At 56.3% G+C, this 18,633-nt stretch carries 24 protein-coding genes; 15 read left to right on the top strand and 9 right to left on the bottom strand.

Annotation, left to right across the window (positions count from 1 at the left end; genetic code table 11):
* Positions 1 to 155 precede the first annotated feature (155 nt).
* Both CLH62_RS21625 and CLH62_RS21210 read left to right on the top strand, forming a co-directional pair.
* Positions 156 to 314: an NAD(P)H-dependent oxidoreductase gene (locus CLH62_RS21625; protein ID WP_211285655.1), complete on the top strand. Its 159-nt coding sequence runs from the start codon at positions 156 to 158 to the stop codon at positions 312 to 314.
* A gap of 34 nt (positions 315 to 348) precedes the next feature.
* Positions 349 to 618 carry a hypothetical protein gene (locus CLH62_RS21210; RefSeq protein WP_211285653.1) on the top strand — a complete coding sequence of 90 codons (270 nt, stop codon included), beginning with the start codon at positions 349 to 351 and terminating at the stop codon, positions 616 to 618.
* Between the two features lie 68 nt (positions 619 to 686).
* On the opposite strand, the gene CLH62_RS05790 is transcribed toward CLH62_RS21210, so the two are convergent.
* Positions 687 to 1,034, bottom strand: coding sequence for a hypothetical protein (locus tag CLH62_RS05790; protein WP_099617164.1), 348 nt, complete (start codon positions 1,032 to 1,034; stop codon positions 687 to 689).
* Positions 1,035 to 1,141: 107 nt separating this feature from the next.
* Here CLH62_RS05790 and CLH62_RS05785 point away from each other — a divergent pair, with 107 nt between their 5' ends.
* Together CLH62_RS05785 and CLH62_RS05780 are read left to right on the top strand one after the other, a co-directional pair.
* Positions 1,142 to 1,951 (top strand): helix-turn-helix domain-containing protein, encoded by an 810-nt coding sequence (locus tag CLH62_RS05785; protein ID WP_099617163.1) that lies wholly within the window; start codon positions 1,142 to 1,144, stop codon positions 1,949 to 1,951.
* Positions 1,952 to 1,987: 36 nt separating this feature from the next.
* Positions 1,988 to 2,389, top strand: a complete 402-nt coding sequence (locus CLH62_RS05780) for a DUF2784 domain-containing protein (RefSeq protein ID WP_099617162.1) — start codon at positions 1,988 to 1,990, stop codon at positions 2,387 to 2,389.
* A gap of 29 nt (positions 2,390 to 2,418) precedes the next feature.
* Here CLH62_RS05780 and CLH62_RS05775 read toward each other — a convergent pair whose 3' ends face one another.
* Positions 2,419 to 2,622 carry a DUF3185 family protein gene (locus CLH62_RS05775; protein ID WP_099617161.1) on the bottom strand — a complete coding sequence of 68 codons (204 nt, stop codon included), beginning with the start codon at positions 2,620 to 2,622 and terminating at the stop codon, positions 2,419 to 2,421.
* Positions 2,623 to 2,928: 306 nt separating this feature from the next.
* Entirely contained in the window at positions 2,929 to 3,555 is a 627-nt protein-coding gene (locus tag CLH62_RS05765; RefSeq protein WP_099617159.1) for a class I SAM-dependent methyltransferase, read from the bottom strand.
* A 104-nt stretch (positions 3,556 to 3,659) separates the two neighbouring features.
* On the opposite strand from CLH62_RS05765, the gene CLH62_RS05760 reads away from it, so the two are divergent.
* The 3 genes from CLH62_RS05760 (at position 3,660) to CLH62_RS05750 (ending at position 5,998) form a co-directional block, all read left to right on the top strand.
* Positions 3,660 to 4,562, top strand: coding sequence for a LysR family transcriptional regulator (locus CLH62_RS05760; protein ID WP_099617158.1), 903 nt, complete (start codon positions 3,660 to 3,662; stop codon positions 4,560 to 4,562).
* 161 nt (positions 4,563 to 4,723) lie between these two features.
* Positions 4,724 to 5,047, top strand: coding sequence for a hypothetical protein (locus CLH62_RS05755; protein ID WP_099617157.1), 324 nt, complete (start codon positions 4,724 to 4,726; stop codon positions 5,045 to 5,047).
* A 48-nt stretch (positions 5,048 to 5,095) separates the two neighbouring features.
* Entirely contained in the window at positions 5,096 to 5,998 is a 903-nt protein-coding gene (locus CLH62_RS05750; protein WP_099617156.1) for a homocysteine S-methyltransferase family protein, read from the top strand.
* Here the strand turns inward: CLH62_RS05750 and CLH62_RS05745 are convergent.
* Complete coding sequence (locus CLH62_RS05745; RefSeq protein WP_228152775.1) at positions 5,995 to 6,261, bottom strand: hypothetical protein; 267 nt, start codon at positions 6,259 to 6,261, stop codon at positions 5,995 to 5,997. The genes CLH62_RS05750 and CLH62_RS05745 overlap by 4 nt on opposite strands.
* Positions 6,262 to 6,451: 190 nt before the next feature.
* Between CLH62_RS05745 and CLH62_RS05740 the strand changes: the two genes are divergently transcribed.
* From CLH62_RS05740 to CLH62_RS05725, 4 genes are all read left to right on the top strand, one after another.
* Entirely contained in the window at positions 6,452 to 7,312 is an 861-nt protein-coding gene (locus tag CLH62_RS05740; protein ID WP_099617155.1) for a LysR substrate-binding domain-containing protein, read from the top strand.
* 114 nt (positions 7,313 to 7,426) lie between these two features.
* Positions 7,427 to 8,536 carry a histone deacetylase family protein gene (locus tag CLH62_RS05735; RefSeq protein WP_211285649.1) on the top strand — a complete coding sequence of 370 codons (1,110 nt, stop codon included), beginning with the start codon at positions 7,427 to 7,429 and terminating at the stop codon, positions 8,534 to 8,536.
* Between the two features lie 31 nt (positions 8,537 to 8,567).
* Entirely contained in the window at positions 8,568 to 10,268 is a 1,701-nt protein-coding gene (locus tag CLH62_RS05730) for a BamA/TamA family outer membrane protein (protein WP_099617153.1), read from the top strand.
* A 122-nt stretch (positions 10,269 to 10,390) separates the two neighbouring features.
* On the top strand, positions 10,391 to 11,356 hold the full coding sequence (locus CLH62_RS05725) for a zinc-binding metallopeptidase family protein (RefSeq protein ID WP_099617152.1): 966 nt from the start codon (positions 10,391 to 10,393) through the stop codon (positions 11,354 to 11,356).
* A 20-nt stretch (positions 11,357 to 11,376) separates the two neighbouring features.
* Here the strand turns inward: CLH62_RS05725 and CLH62_RS05720 are convergent, their stop codons facing one another.
* Positions 11,377 to 11,946 carry an NnrU family protein gene (locus CLH62_RS05720; protein WP_099617151.1) on the bottom strand — a complete coding sequence of 190 codons (570 nt, stop codon included), beginning with the start codon at positions 11,944 to 11,946 and terminating at the stop codon, positions 11,377 to 11,379.
* A 149-nt stretch (positions 11,947 to 12,095) separates the two neighbouring features.
* Between CLH62_RS05720 and CLH62_RS05715 the strand changes: the two genes are divergently transcribed.
* Positions 12,096 to 12,473: a hypothetical protein gene (locus tag CLH62_RS05715; protein WP_099617150.1), complete on the top strand. Its 378-nt coding sequence runs from the start codon at positions 12,096 to 12,098 to the stop codon at positions 12,471 to 12,473.
* A gap of 12 nt (positions 12,474 to 12,485) precedes the next feature.
* On the opposite strand, the gene CLH62_RS05710 is transcribed toward CLH62_RS05715, so the two are convergent.
* Both CLH62_RS05710 and CLH62_RS05705 read right to left on the bottom strand, forming a co-directional pair.
* Positions 12,486 to 13,145 carry a DUF2238 domain-containing protein gene (locus tag CLH62_RS05710; RefSeq protein WP_099617149.1) on the bottom strand — a complete coding sequence of 220 codons (660 nt, stop codon included), beginning with the start codon at positions 13,143 to 13,145 and terminating at the stop codon, positions 12,486 to 12,488.
* A gap of 26 nt (positions 13,146 to 13,171) precedes the next feature.
* The gene (locus CLH62_RS05705; RefSeq protein ID WP_099617148.1) at positions 13,172 to 14,089 is read right to left on the bottom strand and encodes a helix-turn-helix domain-containing protein; all 918 of its coding nucleotides are present in this window, start codon (positions 14,087 to 14,089) and stop codon (positions 13,172 to 13,174) included.
* 120 nt (positions 14,090 to 14,209) lie between these two features.
* On the opposite strand from CLH62_RS05705, the gene CLH62_RS05700 reads away from it, so the two are divergent.
* Positions 14,210 to 15,076 carry a DMT family transporter gene (locus CLH62_RS05700; RefSeq protein WP_099617147.1) on the top strand — a complete coding sequence of 289 codons (867 nt, stop codon included), beginning with the start codon at positions 14,210 to 14,212 and terminating at the stop codon, positions 15,074 to 15,076.
* Positions 15,077 to 15,159: 83 nt separating this feature from the next.
* Here the strand turns inward: CLH62_RS05700 and CLH62_RS05695 are convergent, their stop codons facing one another.
* Both CLH62_RS05695 and CLH62_RS21075 read right to left on the bottom strand, forming a co-directional pair.
* Positions 15,160 to 16,359, bottom strand: coding sequence for a multidrug effflux MFS transporter (locus CLH62_RS05695; protein ID WP_099617146.1), 1,200 nt, complete (start codon positions 16,357 to 16,359; stop codon positions 15,160 to 15,162).
* Positions 16,360 to 16,428: 69 nt separating this feature from the next.
* A complete protein-coding gene (locus tag CLH62_RS21075; RefSeq protein ID WP_170005733.1) occupies positions 16,429 to 16,587 on the bottom strand; it encodes a hypothetical protein in 159 nt (52 codons plus the stop codon).
* Positions 16,588 to 16,608: 21 nt separating this feature from the next.
* On the opposite strand from CLH62_RS21075, the gene CLH62_RS05690 reads away from it, so the two are divergent.
* Together CLH62_RS05690 and CLH62_RS05685 are read left to right on the top strand one after the other, a co-directional pair.
* Positions 16,609 to 17,658: a mechanosensitive ion channel family protein gene (locus tag CLH62_RS05690; protein WP_099617145.1), complete on the top strand. Its 1,050-nt coding sequence runs from the start codon at positions 16,609 to 16,611 to the stop codon at positions 17,656 to 17,658.
* A gap of 21 nt (positions 17,659 to 17,679) precedes the next feature.
* Positions 17,680 to 18,474: an SDR family oxidoreductase gene (locus CLH62_RS05685; protein WP_099617144.1), complete on the top strand. Its 795-nt coding sequence runs from the start codon at positions 17,680 to 17,682 to the stop codon at positions 18,472 to 18,474.
* Positions 18,475 to 18,633 lie beyond the last annotated feature (159 nt).

Here is an 18,633-nt window from a genome sequence, read left to right as displayed (position 1 = left end):
TCTTGCGTGAATACCCTGATCCGGCTGACGCGTCTCAGATCCGGGTGGGTGAGCGGCCAGAGCGGAAAGGCCAGTTCCGGCAAGGGGTCTGTCAACCGCATGAGTTCGGGGTCTGAATCCCCGAGATAACAGGGCAGCACCGCCAAGCCCGGCCCATGGCGCACCGCCGTTTGCATGCCCAGCCTGCAATATTGAAGGGCTGGTTTGACCGGGTGCTTGTATATGGCGGGCTTGATTCCGGCAGCCGGCGTTACAACCGGGGCCATTTTCAGGGCAAGACGGCGATATGCTCTGTGACTGCAGGCTCCCCCTGAACAGGCGTTCATGCCCTTCGGTCGAGCTGGGAATATGGTGCACTGGTTATGGCCGATGCACGCTTCGCTCTATTACGTAGGTTTCGATGTGCTGGCGCCCCAGGTTAGCTATGGCGTGCAAGGCGGCGGTATTAGGTATCAGGGCGAGGGCGCGTTCAGAAAGCGACTGGCGCAGAACAAAACCGCCGGGGCGGAGCGGATACCCACGCTTTCCTGCGAGCCCCCGATTCCGCTTGCCGGTTGGGACGATTGGGATGGGGAAGGGGGGCTCAGGCAGAACCATTCAATGCGGTGGCGGCTTTGAATTTCGAGCAGTGGTGTCCAGGAAGCCCATGAAGGGCTTCGGTCCGGCTCTGAAACGGGCCTTGCCGTCTAGCGTTCGGTAAGGGACCGACCATCGCTTGTCATGAGCATCCAGTCTGGCTTCAGTGCTCTGGCTGTGAGATAGGCCAGTGGCGAGATGACGCCGAGCAACGGCAGGGCAACCAGAAAGGGGATAAAGCTTTTGGCGCTGCCGCCCCGGGCAACATGATCCCGGTACAGCAGATACATAAGCAGCAACAGGGCAATTCCCAGATCCAGAACGACCTGAAGTGATTCCCTCTCGGTAAACAGGCTTAGAAACCATAGCCAGAAATTCTGCTCCGAGGTAGCCAGCACCCAGAGCGTGAAGCTTGTGAATGCGAGAAATAAAACGGGCGCGATTCGGAAAATATGCATTGTGGATTGCCTCTGCACGTTGATGTTCAGAATTGGTTATGCTCTGAGTATGAGCATGCGCCGATGAGATTTCTGGCGCACTTCCCGAAAAGGTAAAGGGCGGATAAATGACCGTTGAAAATAGGTCGATAGACCAGGGCAGCGAGATCACAGAACACAGTGCTTTTGGCCATAAGCTGCGGTTCTGGAGAAACCAGAAAAGATTGAGCCAGCTTGAGTTGGCGGTGGAGGCAGAGCTTTCGCCGCGCCACTTGTCGTTTATCGAAACTGGCCGTTCACGACCAAAGCGGGATCTGGTACTGCGGTTGGCGGAGACGCTCGATATTCCCCTACGGGAACGTAACGAGCTGTTGATGGCGGCCGGGTTGCCGGCCGCCTATTTTGAGGAAGACTACGAGAGTGATCAGCTGGAGGTGTATCGGGCGGCCATTCGTGAACTGATCACCAACCACCAGCCATACCCTGCTCTGGTGCTAAATCGTTGGGGCGATGTGGTGGATGGCAACGCGACGGCGTTCATGATGTTCCCGGAACTGAAAGCTGACGAACCGGTTAACCTGTATCAGGCGTATCTCTCCTCGCCCAAATGGAAAGCAGTGGTAGACAACTGGGATGAAGTGGCGTGGGCAGCTTATGAGCACCTGTTGAGTGATGCTTCCCGTTATCAGGGGGATGAGCGAATGCAAGCACTGATTCTGGAAATTCAGGAACTGTTACGCGAAATACCGAAGCCGGAAAGTCTGCCAGACAGCCCTTCCATTCGCACGCGCCTGAACATGGGTGATGAAATCCTCGAAACCACCACGATGATTGCACGCTTTGGTCCGGTGAACGATGTGTTTCTGTCCGAGTTGAGGGTTGAGATGATCTTTCCCGCCAACGAGAGTGCACGCTTGTTTTTCGCGAAGCTCGGGTAGCTCTGTCAGCAAGGGGGCAGAATACGGGGGGTGACGATGGAAATGCGGTGGTTCCTGGTATTCGCGGACCTGTTGCTGGTCTTGCACACGATGCTGGTGGCTTTCGTTATTCTGGGATTGGTGGCAACTTTCGTTGGTCACTTCCTTGGATGGCAGTGGGTGCGCAATTTCTGGTTCCGGCTAAGCCACCTGAGTGTTATCGGTATCGTCGTTCTTCAATCCTGGCTGGGCGTGCTTTGCCCGTTAACAGCTTGGGAGATGGCGCTTCGCGCGAAGGCGGGTGAAGCAGGCTACGAGGGATCATTCATCCAGCACTGGCTGCAATCCATCCTGTATTACAGCGCACCGGACTGGGTATTTATTCTGGTCTATACGGTGTTTGGGGCGCTGGTCCTGGCCAGTTGGTATCTGGTCAGGCCCAGGCGACGCCGAGACTAGCATTGCCCTGTCGGAAGGGCGGAGCCACTTTATTTTCTGAAAAATGCCAGAAAAGCACCGGCTGCAACTGCGGCAGCACCGCCAATCAGGTACCACATGGTGTTATCTGTAAAGCGGCCGGTGACTGTCTCGGTCAACTGGTCGCCGAGGGACTGTGTTGATTGGTATCCAAAGTAGAGTAGGGCGATGCCCACTACGAGTAGGACGATACCGATTAGTTTTGAGCTTGCCATTAGATTATTCCCTGTAATGCGCAGATGTGCGCAACATTCTGATAGTCTATGGAAGCTTGACATCAGATTCCGCCTTTTCCAACACCTCTTTTCTTTCTCGTTCGTATTCCTCATACGACTTGTGCGCACGTTCAATACATTCAAAGTAGGTCGAAGGCGGTTCATTTGCGCACTCGTTACGTTGGTGGATGCGCACGTTGTCATAGACTGCTCTGTTGCTGCATCCAGTAGTAACTGCAAAAAACATCAGTATAAGCAGAGTTCCTTTCATTGGTTGCAACCACCCTTTTTTCTGATGGCTCGATTTTAGGTTGGTTTAGTGGCGATCAGAAAATATACGTCTCTGGAGTTCTCTGGTACCCAGCGGTACTGGATCTGGAATCCCACACTCTCAAGATTGGTTTCCAGTTCCTTTCGGGATAGAAACTTCACGTAGGGTGCGACCCGTAGCAGGCTCGCGACCAGAGCGACGGGTTTCAAGTGTGCCCGGGTATCCTGCAGGCAAGCGGTGTTGCTGATAAACACACCGCCGGGTTTTAGCATGCCGAAGACCTTCTCGATGGCAGATTTTGGGTCGCGGAGGAGGTGCAGGATGTTTAAACCCAATACGGCGTCGAATGTCTGCTGCCGTTGTTGCAAGTCATCAATGGAGGCAACCTGGAAAGTGAGATTGTCAGCGTGTTTTTTTGCCAATCTTTCCCGGGCAATCTCAATCATCCGCGCAGAAGCGTCGGTTGCGAGATAGCTCCGGACTTTGGGTGCGTGGATCAGTGCTGTCGAGCCGGTACCGCAACCGAACTCCAGGACATCCATTTCTGAATGAAAGTAATTTTGGGTGAGGTCGATCTTCTTCAAATAGGCGTTCTGGTCCGCGATTGGGCGTCTGGCGTAACGCGCAGCGCTACGGTTCCAGAAATTGACAGACGAACTCATGGGATTACCTCTGTGCTGGCTGCTTTAATTCACTAGAGGCCATTCTATCTCTGCAATTCTGTTGGTAGTATCGCCATATCCGCATCCATGATATGCATAAATGAATGAATTGGCGATCTGTTAAATTCGACTGGAACCGAGCGCGGGCATTCCTTGTGACTGCCGAGGAAGGTTCTTTATCTGCTGCTGCAAAGGCGCTGGGGATTTCTCAGCCGACCCTGAGCAGGCAGGTCTCGGCGTTGGAAGAGGAGCTGTCCACAGCCCTTTTCGAACGTGGAGGTCGGGGGTTGGAGTTAACACAGAATGGTCTGGAATTGCTTTGCTATGTTCAGGCAATGGGCGAGGCCGCGAGCAGTTTCTCGCTTGCCGCCACCGGCCGCGCCACTTCCATCGAGGGCGATATCACTGTATCAGCCTCTGAGATTACCGCCGCTTTCGCTCTGCCTCCTATTCTTAAAAAACTCCAACGCAGATATCCGGGCATTCGAGTCAGCCTGGTCGCCTCTAACGAAGCCAGCGACCTTCGACGTCGTGCCGCCGACATTGCAGTCCGAAATTTCCGGCCATCGGAACCGGACCTTATTGCGCGCAAGGTCGGAACCTTTGAGGCAACCCTGTATGCGGATTCCGATTTACTGGCGTCAATCCCGCGACCGGTCCAGGAGCATCTCAGCGAGGCCCGGTTTATCGGGTTTGTTTCAAACAATGAAGCCTACATGGGTGCATTAGCCGCCCAAGGGTTAAAGCTGACAGAGGCAAGTTTCACCGCCAGAACTGATAGCCATCTCGTGCACTGGGAGATGACCAGGGCGGGTATGGGAATCGGGATGGTCCCGATAGAGTTGGGGGACGCCGAGCCCGGTATTGAGAGGGTTTTCCCGGGCCATGTCTTTACCGGTGATGTCTGGCTCGTCGCTCACAGGGAACTCAGAATGAACCTCAGGGTTCGGACCGTGTTTGATTTTCTTGTAGACGAGCTTGCTGAGTACTTCGATTCTGCAGGTTGAACAGGCCGAAAACATTCGCAAGGAGGGAAATCGCCTGCTCGGAGCCGTTGGTAGTGATGATCTCATCAGAAATGTAAAGGGCAGTCTTTTCATGGTCGCCCACGATTGGGCTACCATGGTAATCATCGCCAATCACACAGCCTAAGAGCGAGCCGGTCCCAATGCCTGAAGATCCTCTCAAGACCCTGTCTAACCTTGCCAGCGATGCCCACGCCCGCATTCAGGCCGCCCACCAGCACATCAATCCGGTTGTGGAGGTTCGCCAAGGCATGCGTGATGCCGGTATACCAGCTGATGTGATGACTATTGACTGCCTTCGCACCCGCCGGCGTATCACGCTTATTCTTCACGACGAGCAGCCCGGCACTCTTCTTTACCAGTTTGTGACTATAGAGGATGAAGTGGGTAATGATTTCCAGCAGTTGGCCCTTGGCGACATGACAGCCAGCACGCTGTTTGACTGGATGCAGGACTATTTTGGCTGATCGAGGCAGGACTCTGGCTGATGCCAGGCTGAGATTGACGAGGATTCTATGAAACCTGTTGCACTTCTTGATGGTGGCCTGGGCCAGGAAATCTATCGCAGGGCCATGAATGTCAGTTCGCCGCTCTGGTCAGTGGCAGTGATGCGGGAACAGCCCGAGGTTGTCATTGACGTGCATGTGGATTTTATCCGGGCAGGGGCGCGAACACTGACATTGAACACCTACGCGGCCACTCCGACTCGTTTGGCCAGAGAAGGCCTTGACGATGAGATAGAAGCGATTCACCAGGCGGCGTTTGAGATTTTGGAGCGCGCCATCGATATGACTGGTGCGGACGTTGATATCGCCGGTTGCCTGCCACCCCTGGTTGGCAGTTATCGAGGCCAGCCCGCCCGTTCCTTTGACGATCTGAAGGCGGAATATGCCACGTTGGCCATGCTGCAATCCCGGGCGGATGTCTTCCTCATTGAAACCATGACCAACATTCTGGAGGCGAGAGCTGCATGTGCGGCCGCAATTGAACAGGGCAAACCGTTCGGTGTGGCTTTCCGGCTAGAGACTGACGGCAAGCTCCGGTCTGGAGAAACCCTCGCGCAAGCAGTCGCTGCCGTTGAGCCTTTCATGCCAACAGCCGTCATGTTGAATTGCTGCGATCCCGAAGTGCTGACACATACCATGCCAGAGCTTGCGAAACTGTTCCCGTGCGTCGGGGGCTATGCCAACGCGTTCAAAACGGTTGAGCCCATGGCCGGCGGAGGTTCAGTGGATGAACTGGAAGCAAGACCGGACATTTCCCCAAAGGCTTATGCTGCGCAGGTAAAGCGGTGGTTAGACGATGGTGCCAGTGTCGTTGGTGGTTGCTGTGAGATTACGCCTGAGCACATTCGGCATTTGGCCGATGTGCTGGCAGGCGAATTCAAATTGGTGCGATTCTCAGAATTAGCCGGTTAGGCAGGTAGCCTGCGCCGGCGGCCCTCATGTGCCCTTGTCGATCGGCGCGCCTCAATGTATTGCAGTGCGTCTTTTCGAATTGGCAGATGCAGTGCGCCTTCCAGATCGTGCCGGTCATAGCCCAGATCCGAAAGCGTATCGTCTCGTTCCTTCAGCAGCGACTGAGCCATCCGGCGGAATTGCTGACGCCTGGAATAACTCTGCATCCAGGACGTTATTGGCTGCATGGCGGCGGTTGATTGATGGTCCGCAATCTTCAACATGTTTACGCCCCTGGATGTTGGTGAATGGCTTGCAGCACTTCGCTTGGAGACTTCGTTCTAATCGCTCAAGCTTGCCCAAGGCCCATAGGATGCGGGTTACAATGGCTTCAATCAAACGAAAAGAATTTAACTATTCGTTCAATTATGCTTAAGTCAGTGTTTATATAAGCCGGCCAGGAGTTGCTGCCCCGTGAAGATACCGTTGCTTGATAACGATGTGCTCCGAAGCTTTGTTGCCATTGCTGAGTGTGGCACGTTTACCGGTGCGGCAAAGCTGGTGCATCGGACGCCGTCAGCATTGAGCATGCAAATCAAACAGCTGGAACATAACCTCGGTAAAACATTGTTTATAAGGCAGCCCCGGCAAGTCACTTTAACCACCGAAGGTGAGGTGTTGCTCGATTACAGTCGCCGGTTGTTGCGTTTGAATGAGGAGGCCGTGCAGCATTTCATCGCCCCTACGCTGGAGGGCAAGGTGGGTATCGGAACCTCGGATGATGTTGGCACCCGGATTCTTCCGGAGGTGCTTGCGCAGTTTGCGAGATCCTACCCGGCGGTGCTGGTGGATGTTGTTGTTGGCTCGAGTAAACAGAACCTGGCCCGACTGGACGCCGGGGAGCTGGATATGACCCTGGTTACAGTGGCCGACGAGAGAGGGCCCGATCGAGGCGAGGTCGTCCATGAAGAACCGTTGGTCTGGGCCGGTCGGGAGGGCTCTTCGGCGTTCTTGCGTACCCCGCTGCCGATTGCTATGGCACACGAAGGCTGCGCCTGGCGCCGGATGACACTGCGGGCGCTCGATAAAGCCGGGGTGCCTTATCGAATTGCCTATACCTGTGAGCATTGCTCCGGTCAGGAAGCCGCCATGCTGGCGGATCTGGCTGTGGCACCGTTCCCCCAGAGCCTGGTGCGCTCGCCTCTGAAAGAGATTGCCAGCGATAATTTACCGGAGATTGGAATGTACCAGCTGGCACTTGTGCGCCGGGGCTCCAATCCGCTCAATGATGCCCTTGCATCCCATGTCAAAGGCGCGTTCCAGAGCCTGCGGTAATATGGGCGCTCCAACTATCAGGTACCTGCTTCTTTGACTATGCTTGTGGCAGTGGCACGGCTCCGAGATAAGGGAGTCTGCACGCCTTCTGATTAAAAGCATATGGAGCTTGCTGTGACTGAGAGAAGAGATGTCACCGTATTTTACGATGAACGGGTACTCAATCACGCCCCCGATGTGAATGCGGCCTTTCTTCCAGGCCGCCTGGACAAACGGGTTCGTACGATCCTTGCGGGTTTGACTGTTCAGTGGAAATACCCTGAACACCCCGGGCGCATTCATGCGATTCTGGATTTACTGAAGCGCGAGCCGGTTGAGGGCGTCCGGTTCGCCACGGGCAAGGTCGCCACCCGGGAGCAGCTTGCCCGCGTCCACACCACGTCTTTCCTGGATGATCTATTTCTCCTGCGCAACAAGAATGCCTGGCTGGATGTGGATACCACAGCGGTTTCCCCCGGCAGCATTGAGGCTGCTGAGGTGGCTGCGGGTACCGCTATTGCCGCTGTGGAGGCTGTGGTTTCCGGCAGCACCCGGAGTGCCTTTGCGTTAGTTCGGCCCCCCGGGCACCATGCGGAACCGGTCCGTGCCAGAGGCTTTTGCCTGTTGAACAACGTTGCCGTTGCTGCCGCCCATGCTCTGGCCGAACTTGATTGCAAGAGAGTGTTGATTGTGGATTGGGACGCCCACCACGGCAATGGCACCCAGGACATCTTCTGGGCAGATCCTCATGTGATGTTTTTCGATATCCATCGGGCCTCACCGTTTTATCCGGGCAGCGGCAGTCTGCAGGATGTGGGGGCCGGGCTCGGCGAGGGCGCCACAGTGAACGTGCCCATGCCGGGCGGTGCCGGTGATGTCGCTTACCTCAAGGCTTTCAACGAGATCCTTGTGCCGGCCGCAGAGTACTTCAAGCCGGACCTGATTCTGGTATCCGCAGGCTTCGACACGCATTGGTATGATCTTGCGATGAATGTTTCCTTCGAGGGTTTTGGCGCCATGACGGGCATTGTGCAGTCGTTGGCAGATCGGCTGTGTGGGGGGCGGCTGGCCTTTGTTCTGGAGGGCGGGTATAACACGGAGTCGCTGTCTCATGGCGTGCGCTCTGTTCTCGAAGTTCTGGCTGGCGGCGCAGTCCCGGAGGCCAAAGAATGTGGTTTGGAGGCAGTGGAGGAAGCCAAGGCGTTTCACCTCAGTGCATTCACCGAGGAGCCCTCTGAAGAATGACCCGGTTTGTTCTCCGGTTGTAGAGGGCGGTATGGCTTTCCGGAGTGCGCTCGTTATTTCAGGATTGGTATTTATTGGGCCTTGTCTTGGGGCAGAGCTGGTTGGCGAGGACTGCGTCGACAGCCAGGTCCAGCCGGAGGGCGTTAACCTGGACAAGCCCCGAGATCAGCTGGAACGCCAGAGTGATATGTTGATTCCTGAGGGCGCGCTCATTGGCAGTGTCCGCATTATTCGCCGGCCCATCTTTGATACCAGTGATCCCGACCAGAACAACACTCTTTATCGAACCCTGAATACGCTCAATACACCTACCTGGGAATCGGCTTTGCGTTCCCAGCTGGTGTTTGAAGAAGGGGATGTCTTTGCCCCGGGACTCATTTCAGAATCCGAGCGGCTGCTACGCCAACGGGACTACCTGACAGCAGCCTGGGTGGGTATAACCCGTGTTTGCGGGAATGAGGTTGAGGTGAGCGTGCTGACGCGGGATACCTGGACACTTTTTCCGAGCTTTGGAGTGTCGCGGTCTGGAGGCGAGAACACCACCAACGTCGGGCTTTCAGATCCCAATTTTATCGGGTCTGGCAAAAACGTGGGCATCTCCTACGCCAAGGATCCGGACCGCTCTGAGGCCAGTCTGTTTTTCGACGATCCGAATGTGTTCGGCTCCCATTGGCAGGCAGGGTTCTCCTTAGATGAGCGCAGCGACGGGCGGGGCCGCAGCGCCTACCTGGAGCGACCCTTCTACAGTGAGCTAACCAACTGGCGTTTCGGCCTCAGTGGTGTCGACGATGTGCGTGAAGAATCCCGTTATGTTGGTGCAGAGGCAATTGCCGATTACCGGCGCAGCCAGGAATACTTCAGCATTGATGGTGGATGGCGGCTTGCTGAGCGGGATGACCGGCAATTGCGCCTGCTGGCGGGCTACCGATACGACTCCCTCGATTTTGACCGGCTACCCAACGAACCTGCTCTGGACCTCCTTCCCGAAGACCGCGCTCTGAGTTACCCCTGGATTGGTTTTGATTATCGCCAGAACCGTTTCCGGGAAATGACCAACCTGACCCGGTTGCAGCGTGTAGAGGATGTGCGTGACGGGTTTGTTTGGCGTACGGAGCTGGGTTACTCCGGCACTGGGCTTGGTGCTACCGAGGACCGGGTGGTCCTGAACATGGACTTCCAGGATGCATTGCTGACCACAGAGACCAACTACGCCAGTTATGAGCTGAGCCAGAGCGGCACCTACCGGCTTGATGAAGACCGGGTAGAGAACATGCTGGGAACGGTGAGCGTTCAGTATTTTTACGGAGGCTCGGTGCGCTGGAACAGCTGGTATACCAATCTTGCTTTTACAGCGGCCCACAACCTGACGGCGGACCAGCAATTGCTCATCGGGGGAGAGAACGGGCTGCGTGGCTACCCCAGCGAGTATCAGCAGGGTAACCGGCGCGTGCTCTGGACTCTGGAACGCCGTTATTTCCCGGACTGGCATCCTTTCAAGCTGTTTCGATTGGGGGGAGTCCTGTTCACGGACGTGGGACGGGCCTGGTTCACCGACAGTCGGAATAATGGTCCCGATGAAGGGGTACTTAAAGATGTCGGTTTCGGGATGCGGCTGGCATCCAGCCGGATTGAAGTTCAGCGGATGCTGCACCTGGATTTCGCGTTTCCCCTGGACGGGGATGACAGTATTGATGAGATGCAGCTTCTGTTGCGGGGGAGAAGTCAGTTCTAGAGGGCGTCATGGACCAATAGATTTACCTGCCATAATTGCCGTTCCTTTGCTGTAGGGTATAGGTTTGAGAAAGTGGCGATTTATTTCCATGCACTCTGCCGCTCAACAGGAGCACCCGCTTTATGATGGTTTTTTCCAATCCGGTCGGCTCTGGCACTCTGTGGTTCGATAACCTGACCACTTTTGATGGCACCCCTGTCGCCTACGATCCCCAGGCAAGGGCGTTTCTGCCCATGCCTCCGTTTTGTGCAAATCGAGAGGTCATAGGGTGTAACTGGATCGCGCCGGAACAGGGCACTTTTTGTCGGGCCTGTGCTATGACGGCACTGGCTCCGGATCCGAATATTCCAAACGCCATGCCGAACTGGGCCGCAACCGAGGCTGCGAAGCGCTGGGTGCTGGACAATCTCGGCCGCTGGCACTGGTTCCGGCCGGAAGATCCTGGTACGCGCCCGGTTTTCCATATGCTCGCAGAGGGACTGACGCCGGTCGCCATGGGGCATGCCAACGGCGTGGTGACAATCAGTGTGGCCGAGGCTGACCCGGTGGTACGGGCCACGAGGAGGCAAGCGCTGGACGAGCCTTACCGAACCATGGTTGGTCATATGCGCCATGAGATTGCCCATATGCTCTGGTGGCGCCTCAGCCTGCGCGAGGACTTTCTGGAGGCGTTCCGCGAGATGTTTGGTGATGAGCGTGCTGATTACCCAGCCGCACTTCAACGGCACTATCACGAGGGGCCGCCGGCGGACTGGAGGCTGTTTTACCTGACCAGTTATGCGTCAGCGCATCCTCATGAAGACTGGGCCGAAACCGCGGCGCACCTGCTGCATCTGAACGACATTACCGACAGTTTCGTGGCATCCGGCCTGACATCTCCTGAGTTGCCCGAGCGCGGCTGGGAACCCTACTCAGAGCAGGACTCTGCATTGCTGATCCATGTGGCTGCCTCGTTGGCCATGCGGGTGAATCACGTAAACCGTTCCATGGGCCTGTCAGACCTCTACCCCTTTGCACTCTCGGAAATGTCGAGACGCAAACTTGCCTTCGTGCACAACTGGTTGCGCCGGGGCGCCCAGGGGCGCTGACCCGAAGGTCAGCCGCCCGATCAGACCGGTGCCACACCAAAGAGCCACTGGTGCGCCCAGAATACCATCACCACATACACCGCAAGGCCGCCGGCAATGGCAATAACATCGTTCGCCTTGCTGGCCGGCAGTGTGGGAATGGGCCGCTGGGTTCTGCGTTTCATGGAAATCCTGTCGACCACCGCCCACGCGAGGAAAGACCCGAACAGCAGGAGGTCGTGGAGCATTCCGTTCGCCAGCAGGTGAGCCAGAGCCCAGAGTTTTACCGCGACCAGCATCGGGTGACCGAGTTTCGCCTTGATCTTGCCCGGGAAATAGGTGGCGAACAGTAACGGGAACACCGGGATCAGGAGCAGCATGGCCAGATGCCTGAGCCAGCCTGGCGGCGTGTAAATTACGGTGGGGTCCAGGCGGGCGGCGCCATAACCCCAGATGATAAGTACCAGGCCGACCAGGGAGGCCAGCGAGTAGAGCCCTTTGAACGCACCCTCGCCGATGGAAGCATTCAGGCGATTGCGCAGTGGCTCGTTGACGATGGAGAGCGAGTGCACGCCGAGAAACAGAAACAGACCAACGATCAGTGTGATCATTTGCCACAACTCCTTGTTGCTGGATTGATCGGGCCGTTGTCCATCGACGGCCCATACGTGTGAAATCCCAGACAGTATAGGAAACCGGGACAGAACATTCCCAAGCGTTTATCATCCGGGGCTGGATTCATCGTACTGAAAAGGCGCCCATGAAGTTTCCCTTGGTTACAGTCGTATTGGTATCTGCTGCCTTGCTATTCCTTCTCTGGGAGCAATCCCGTGAACAGCCCGAGCCCGTAAACGCCAGCCGGTTTACCAACCTTGCAGCCAATCCGGTGGAGCGCAGTGTGGCTGTTGACTGGGTTATTGCGCAGATTCCAAAGCTCTGCGAAGACGCGACCGGCGAGATTGAGGGCGCAGAGGTGCACGCAGCCTGCGTCAGCGAGAGCGAAGCCCGCACATCATCCTGTCGGCGGATGATTTACGACAGGTTGCCGAGTGTGATTGCTTCAGAAGCTGCGTTTCGGGACCTTTTTCTCACGGCGGCGAATTGTCTGGTTCCGCGATCGGGGCTGGTTGAACGATGAATATTTCCGGCCTCACCGCCTGAAAAACCTGGGATTCCGCTCGATAAAGGAGTCAATCCAGCGTTCCAGGAATGATCGCCCATCGGGGTTCTTGATATAGCGCCAGCCCAGGAAGGAGATGACCAGCGCCCCTAGCGCATCAACAACCAGGTCCCACATAGTATCTGTTAGCCCCGACGGATCACCTAGCATGGGTTTTTGCATGTTCATCCCGAAAACTGAGTCCATGGTGAATTCCAACATTTCCCATAGCGCACCCACGCCCAGCGCAAACATGAATGCGAAAAAGGCCACGAAACCCGGTTTCATGTGGACGTGAATTTTTTCGGTTTCATTCATGATGTGTACCAGCAGGAAGCCGAGAATACCCAGCAGAAAACCGGACATGGTGTGCAGTGCCATGTCCCACCACCAGAACCGCGTGTAATAATCGCGTATCTCGCCAAGGAACAGGGAGGCGAAGACAAAAGCGATGGCAGCGAGTTGGAGTTCTGGGGGGATGTGAATTCTGAAGCGACGTTCAAACAGCACCGGGAAAAAGGTGATGGCGATAATCATCGCTGTCAGGAATGCGGGAATCCAACGCTGGCCCCAGATTGCGAACACTGCTTCGGCAAGCAGTATCAACTGTAGAGCAATCGTGATCCTTTGATGCGTAACGCGAATTCGCATGGCGTCGGGCTCCAGGGGCAGTGCATTCAGTCAGCTTCAGAGCGGTACCGGGAAGGCGTGACTCCGAACCTTGCCTTGAACGCCCGGCTGAATTGGCTGGAATCATTGAATCCGCATGTCAGTGCGATGGCAGTGATTTTACTGCTCCGTTTACGAAGCATGTCGCGGGCGCGGATTAATCGTTGTTCGTGAACGTATTGATAAGGGGCGCAGCCAAAGCTGGCCCGGAAGAGCCGGGCGAAATGGTAGGGGCTGAGATTTACCCAGCTGGCCATGTTCGCGAGAGACAGTGGTTGATCCAGTTGAGCGTTAATGCGTTCCTGTAAAAGGCGGCGATAACGAATCGATAGCTGACCTTTAACGGCGGGAGGTGCCTGCCGTACATTGGCGTGACGGCTGACAGTCTGAAGCAGCATCCATTGTGCCAGATGATCCATCGCCAGGGCCTGCCCTGGGGCCTGCCAGTCAGTGAGTGCCAGCAGCTTTCCAGTCTGCGACAACAGCGGGTCTTCGGCGTGATACAGCTCTGAAAGCTGGACTGTGCCGGATTCACAGTCCCACGTCTGTTCCGCGCATTGGGCAACGTCCAGGTCGTTAAAGTAGAAATGGAAGAATTCAAACTGGCCACCAATCTGCCAGGTTGAGCGGCTGCCTGCCGGGAACAGGCAAACTGCGCCGGGAAAGCCCTGACTTACGATTTGCCCGTTTAATATTCGCTTGGCTTTTTCGCCATTGTTGATGTAAATGCTGAGGGAGTGATGTCTGGGGCGCTCGTAGTAAACCTCGCCCGTGCGGTTCTGCCACCATGCTATTGCACGACCCTCGTCAAGCTCCATGAGTTTTCGTGGTGTCACGCCGACAGCCTTTAGCGCGTCGACAATATCGCGGCTGTCCTGCTGGGTGCTCAAGGGTGAGTCGGGCGCAAGTGTTGAGTCATCGTGCATATCTGGCCTCCGCAAGAATCATCCATGGTTAAGCAGGATCTGACAAGTTTTGGTGTCTTTTCCGTCCTAATCTGATCGCCTTATCCGCGAATGTCTCAGTTACTTACAGGAATCACTGGCATGCCAATCTCTGTTCATTATGGTTTGACGGTATTGATCTGGGGCCTGACCTGGACCGCGATTCGCTTGCAGGTAGAGTCAGCGCCCGTCGACATTTCAGTCTTCTACCGGTTTCTGATGGCCTCTGCCTTGGCCCTGGTGGTTCTGGCTTTAATGAGACGCCTGCAGAAGCTGACGCTGAAGCAGCACGGCTGGCTTGTGCTCCAGGGACTGACGCTCTACAGCGTGAACTTCCTGCTGATCTACCGTGCAGCAGAATCCATGACCAGCGGGCTGCTGGCGGTGGTGTTTTCATTGGCGGCCCTGTTTAACGCACTGAATGGCTGGCTCTGGTTGCGGCTTACACCCACTGCTCGGCTGTATCCGGCGATTTTTCTGGGAATCACGGGTGTGGCTTTGTTGTTCTGGCATGATCTGCAGCTGGGTAACGCCACTGCGACCAGCATTCTGTTCGCGGTTGCCGGCACCTTCTGGTTTTCGATGGGAAACCTGGTCAGCATCAAGGTACGGATGTCGCAGGTGCCTCTGTTCCTGGCAAACGCCTGGGCCATGGTATACGGAGCCCTGATACTGGGCGTCTGGTGCCTGGTACAGGATGCGGAGTGGGTTTTGCCCACGGCGGCCACCTTCTGGGGCGCAACGGTCTTTCTGGCAGTTCCAGGTTCCATCGTTGCGTTTTACAGCTACATCACAGTGATCCAGACCCTTGGCGCTGATAAGGCCGGTTATGCAACGGTGCTGTTCCCGGTTGTTGCCCTGAGCGTTTCGACCTGGCTGGAGGGTTTCGAGTGGACGGTAACGGCGGTGTTGGGGGCGTCCCTGGCGCTTCTGGGGAACTATGTACTGTTCCGAACGGCCCGAAAATAGTCCTTGGGAATGCTGAAGGTTCGGCACTGGCAATTCAGGGTGTCCTATTCCGCTCACAGAGAGTCATACGGATTCAAACCGTTTCAACCTGCTTCATGATTGGCCAGAGCCCGGGCAACTGCCCGGGGTGCTCCGATAGCGAGAATGACTGCGCCCGTCGAGCAAGCCAGCATACCCAAGGTGATTGTCAGCAGAGTCTGATCGCCAAAGACCGATGAGAGCGTGCTGATGGCCCCGGCAATGGTGAACTGGGAGGCACCCAGCAACGCCGCTGCGGTACCACTGAGCTTTGGGAAAAATTCCATGGCGTTGGCCATATTGTTAGGCACAATCCCGCCCTGGCTGCCGATGGCTACGATAATACATGCCGCCACTGCCCAGAGTGGCCCTTCCAGTAAAACCGCGATCACCAGAGCAACCAGAGCCAGGCATTGCATAATGACTTGCGCCCGCACCAGAACCACGGATGAAAATCGCCGCAGTAGCGGCCGGTTTATCAGATTCAGCGTTGCCATAAAGGCGATGTTCGCAGCGAACAGTATAGAAAACAGGCTGTTGGATAGGCCGTACCATTCCTGATAGATGAAAGAGGAATGGGTAATGAACAGGAGCATGGTACTGAAGCAAAGCACCTGAATACCCACGAAGCGCATGGTGGTCTTATGCCGGAGCACTAACAGGTAGTTCGTCACCAGTGTTTTGAGGGGAGTAATGGTCCGCGGCGGTGGTTGTAGTCTGGGGAAAAGTGCCACATTGAGTGCCAGCAACATAAACACCGCGTAGCCGGCGAGCATCAGGAAAATCCAGTGCCACTCGCCCAGTGCCAGCATCACAGCGCCCAGTGAGGGTGCGGCAGCTGGCGCAACAAACATGATCAGGCCGATCAGCCCGAACAGTCGTGCGGCCTCCTGGCCACCGACCTGGTCCCGAACGATGGCCGGTACCGATACCGCGCAGAATGCCCCGCCTATGCCCTGGGCGATACGCCAGAAAACCATCTCGGATAGCGTGTCCGCCATTGAGACCATCACAGCGCCACAGGCAAATACAATGAGGCCACCAAAGAGGATCGGCTTCCGTCCATAGCGGTCTGATAAAGGACCGCCCACCAATTGCGCCAGGCCGAGGGTGGTGACATAGGCGCTCAAGGTTAATCCGACCTGGCTGTGAGAGATATTCAGTTCGTCAGCAATGCTGGGAAATGCCGGCAGATAGGCATCCAGCGCCAAAGGGCCGAGGGCCACGGTCATACCCAGCAATATGGCAAGTTGCAGATGGGACAAGGTTCATCTCCTTAGAAGGTAGATAGCTAACCATACGTTGATGCTTTCCACCAGACCACGTGTAACTGACTATTCGCTGACGGCGAGTCCGGTATCGCTGATCATCCTCCCGTCGCTATGGACCGGGCCAAAAGCGGCTTTGGCAATGGCAAGAGAGCAGGGGCTGGTATAGTCTTCCAGAGAGCAGAGCAGCTTGCGGGATTGCGGTTGTTCTGTTGTTCTGTTCAATAGCAGGCTCGCGGAGGGCTGATGCTGGAAGCGTTTGAGACTGGTTTCAAAGCATGGTTGTGGCCCGGGTTTTCGGCAATCCTTGCGGTAGTGGCCACCTATGTCATCTTTCGGCTGGCTCTGGCCGTTTTTCGCCATTTCTCCGAGTCCAGAACGGTGCTGCGGTTGTTTCTCGATGCCGCGGCCCGGGCTCTCGGTGTTGTGTTTTGTCTGCTGGCGCTGACAGGAACGCTTAAGTCAGCGCCAGCGGATCTGCCATTAATAGCAGCAATCCAGCAGGTCACTACTCTACTGCTCATCCTCGCTATCACCTGGGCGGCGGTCCGGCTGACGTCCGCCATCGGCGAGGTAATTGTCGCGCTGAACCCGGTGCTTGAGGGGCAGTGGAAGCGCGCGCGCAAGGTTGAAACCCAAACCCGGTTCCTGGTTCGGGCCCTGAACATCCTCATCGTGATTATCGGTTTTGGGGCGGCCCTGATGACCTTTGAGTCCGTCCAGCACATGGGCGCAAGCCTGCTCGCTTCCGCGGGTGTTGGTGGCCTGATTCTCGGGTTCGCCGCTCGCCCTGTGCTCAGCAACTTGCTGGCGGGTATGCAGATTGCGCTGACTCAACCTTTTCGCATCGATGATGTGCTGCACGTGCAGGGGGAATGGTGCTGGGTGGAGGAGGTCACGGCCACCTATGTTGTCTTGAGGGTCTGGGACCTTCGGCGACTGGTTATTCCGTTGCAATGGTTTATCGAAAACCCGTTCCAGAACTGGTCGAGGAATTCGGCAGAGCTGCTGGGAACCGTGTTCATCTGGGTGGACTACACCATGCCGGTAGAACCGCTTCGACAGGAATTCAATCGGTTGCTGGCGCAATCCAACCTCTGGGATGGTGAGCTGGCAACGGTGCAGGTTACCGACTCCAATGACCAGGCCATGCAGGTACGGTTTCTGATGAGCGCTTCGAACTCCAGTAGAAACTGGGATCTGAGGTGTGCCGTTCGAGAGGGCCTGGTAACCTTCATCCAGGAAAACTACCCATCTCAGTTGCCCCGTCTGAGGGCGCGTCTGGTTGATAGCTGAACGATTCAAAAAGGAACTGTCATGCCCGCACAAACTGTCTGGATTACCGGAGCATCCTCCGGCATTGGCGAGGCGCTTGCCTTGCGATTTGCACAGGATGGCGCCCGCCTTGTTTTATCCGCCCGGCGTGAGAGCGAGCTTGAGCGTGTCGCCGTTCGTTGCCGTGATTCAGGGCTTGCCGCTGATAAGGTATTGGTGTTGCCCTTGGATGTGACAGACTGGGATTCCCTGCCCGTTGCGGTTCAGACCGTGCTGGATACTTTTGGCTCCGTGGATCTGCTGATTAACAACGCCGGTGTTTCACAGCGCTCGCTGTGCAAGGACACGGACATGGCGGTCTACCAGAAACTGATGGATGTGGACGTCATGGGCCAGATTGCGCTGACCAAGGCGGTTTTGCCCCATATGCTGGAGCGTCGCGCAGGCCATCTCGCGGTGACTTCCAGTGTTGCCGGCAAGGTAGGTGCGCCAATGCGAACGGGTTATTGTGCTGCCAAACATGCGGTGATGGGTTTTTTCGATGCCTTGCGCGCGGAGGTTGAAGGGCAGGGAGTGCAGGTTTCCACCATTACTCCGGGTTTTATTCGTACCGATATTTCCCGTAACGCCCTGGCGGGTGATGGATCGGCCTATGGCGAGGAGGACGAGGACATTGCCGGCGGCATGGATGTAACCGAATGCGCCGAAGTGGTGTACAAAGGCCTCAAGGCAAAGAAACGTGAGATCCCGGTGGGCAAGGGCAAGGAAATGGCTGCGCTCTGGGTCAAGCGGATTTCACCGGAGGCGCTGTTCCGCATGGCCAGGGCGAGATCCTAAGGCCTGTCAGCTCGTCACATTCAGGCTTTCTGACTCGCATTGTTCGGTACCACTCAGCAGGAAGGCTGGGAGGGAGGCGAAAGGAAAGGCCACTTCCGAGAAGTTCCCCCTGAGGAACGACCCCGCAAAAAAACACCAGAATCACTCCGAACAGCAGAA

The sequence above is a fragment of the Marinobacter guineae genome, from assembly GCF_002744735.1.
GTDB classification, from domain to species: Bacteria; Pseudomonadota; Gammaproteobacteria; order Pseudomonadales; family Oleiphilaceae; genus Marinobacter; species Marinobacter guineae.
Note: the sequence above shows the minus strand (reverse complement) of the source record. Positions and strands in the feature narration are given on the sequence as shown.

Bases quoted from the DNA above. Each gene is read 5' to 3' on its own strand.
- CLH62_RS21625 (WP_211285655.1), top strand. From the start codon at position 156: ATGGCGCACCGCCGTTTGCATGCCCAGCCTGCAATATTGAAGGGCTGG.
- CLH62_RS21210 (WP_211285653.1), top strand. From the start codon at position 349: ATGGTGCACTGGTTATGGCCGATGCACGCTTCGCTCTATTACGTAGGT.
- CLH62_RS05790 (WP_099617164.1), bottom strand. From the start codon at position 1,034: ATGCATATTTTCCGAATCGCGCCCGTTTTATTTCTCGCATTCACAAGC.
- CLH62_RS05785 (WP_099617163.1), top strand. From the start codon at position 1,142: ATGACCGTTGAAAATAGGTCGATAGACCAGGGCAGCGAGATCACAGAA.
- CLH62_RS05780 (WP_099617162.1), top strand. From the start codon at position 1,988: ATGGAAATGCGGTGGTTCCTGGTATTCGCGGACCTGTTGCTGGTCTTG.
- CLH62_RS05775 (WP_099617161.1), bottom strand. From the start codon at position 2,622: ATGGCAAGCTCAAAACTAATCGGTATCGTCCTACTCGTAGTGGGCATC.
- CLH62_RS05765 (WP_099617159.1), bottom strand. From the start codon at position 3,555: ATGAGTTCGTCTGTCAATTTCTGGAACCGTAGCGCTGCGCGTTACGCC.
- CLH62_RS05760 (WP_099617158.1), top strand. From the start codon at position 3,660: ATGAATTGGCGATCTGTTAAATTCGACTGGAACCGAGCGCGGGCATTC.
- CLH62_RS05755 (WP_099617157.1), top strand. From the start codon at position 4,724: ATGCCTGAAGATCCTCTCAAGACCCTGTCTAACCTTGCCAGCGATGCC.
- CLH62_RS05750 (WP_099617156.1), top strand. From the start codon at position 5,096: ATGAAACCTGTTGCACTTCTTGATGGTGGCCTGGGCCAGGAAATCTAT.
- CLH62_RS05745 (WP_228152775.1), bottom strand. From the start codon at position 6,261: ATGTTGAAGATTGCGGACCATCAATCAACCGCCGCCATGCAGCCAATA.
- CLH62_RS05730 (WP_099617153.1), top strand. From the start codon at position 8,568: ATGGCTTTCCGGAGTGCGCTCGTTATTTCAGGATTGGTATTTATTGGG.
- CLH62_RS05725 (WP_099617152.1), top strand. From the start codon at position 10,391: ATGATGGTTTTTTCCAATCCGGTCGGCTCTGGCACTCTGTGGTTCGAT.
- CLH62_RS05720 (WP_099617151.1), bottom strand. From the start codon at position 11,946: ATGATCACACTGATCGTTGGTCTGTTTCTGTTTCTCGGCGTGCACTCG.
- CLH62_RS05715 (WP_099617150.1), top strand. From the start codon at position 12,096: ATGAAGTTTCCCTTGGTTACAGTCGTATTGGTATCTGCTGCCTTGCTA.
- CLH62_RS05710 (WP_099617149.1), bottom strand. From the start codon at position 13,145: ATGCGAATTCGCGTTACGCATCAAAGGATCACGATTGCTCTACAGTTG.
- CLH62_RS05705 (WP_099617148.1), bottom strand. From the start codon at position 14,089: ATGCACGATGACTCAACACTTGCGCCCGACTCACCCTTGAGCACCCAG.
- CLH62_RS05700 (WP_099617147.1), top strand. From the start codon at position 14,210: ATGCCAATCTCTGTTCATTATGGTTTGACGGTATTGATCTGGGGCCTG.
- CLH62_RS05690 (WP_099617145.1), top strand. From the start codon at position 16,609: ATGCTGGAAGCGTTTGAGACTGGTTTCAAAGCATGGTTGTGGCCCGGG.
- CLH62_RS05685 (WP_099617144.1), top strand. From the start codon at position 17,680: ATGCCCGCACAAACTGTCTGGATTACCGGAGCATCCTCCGGCATTGGC.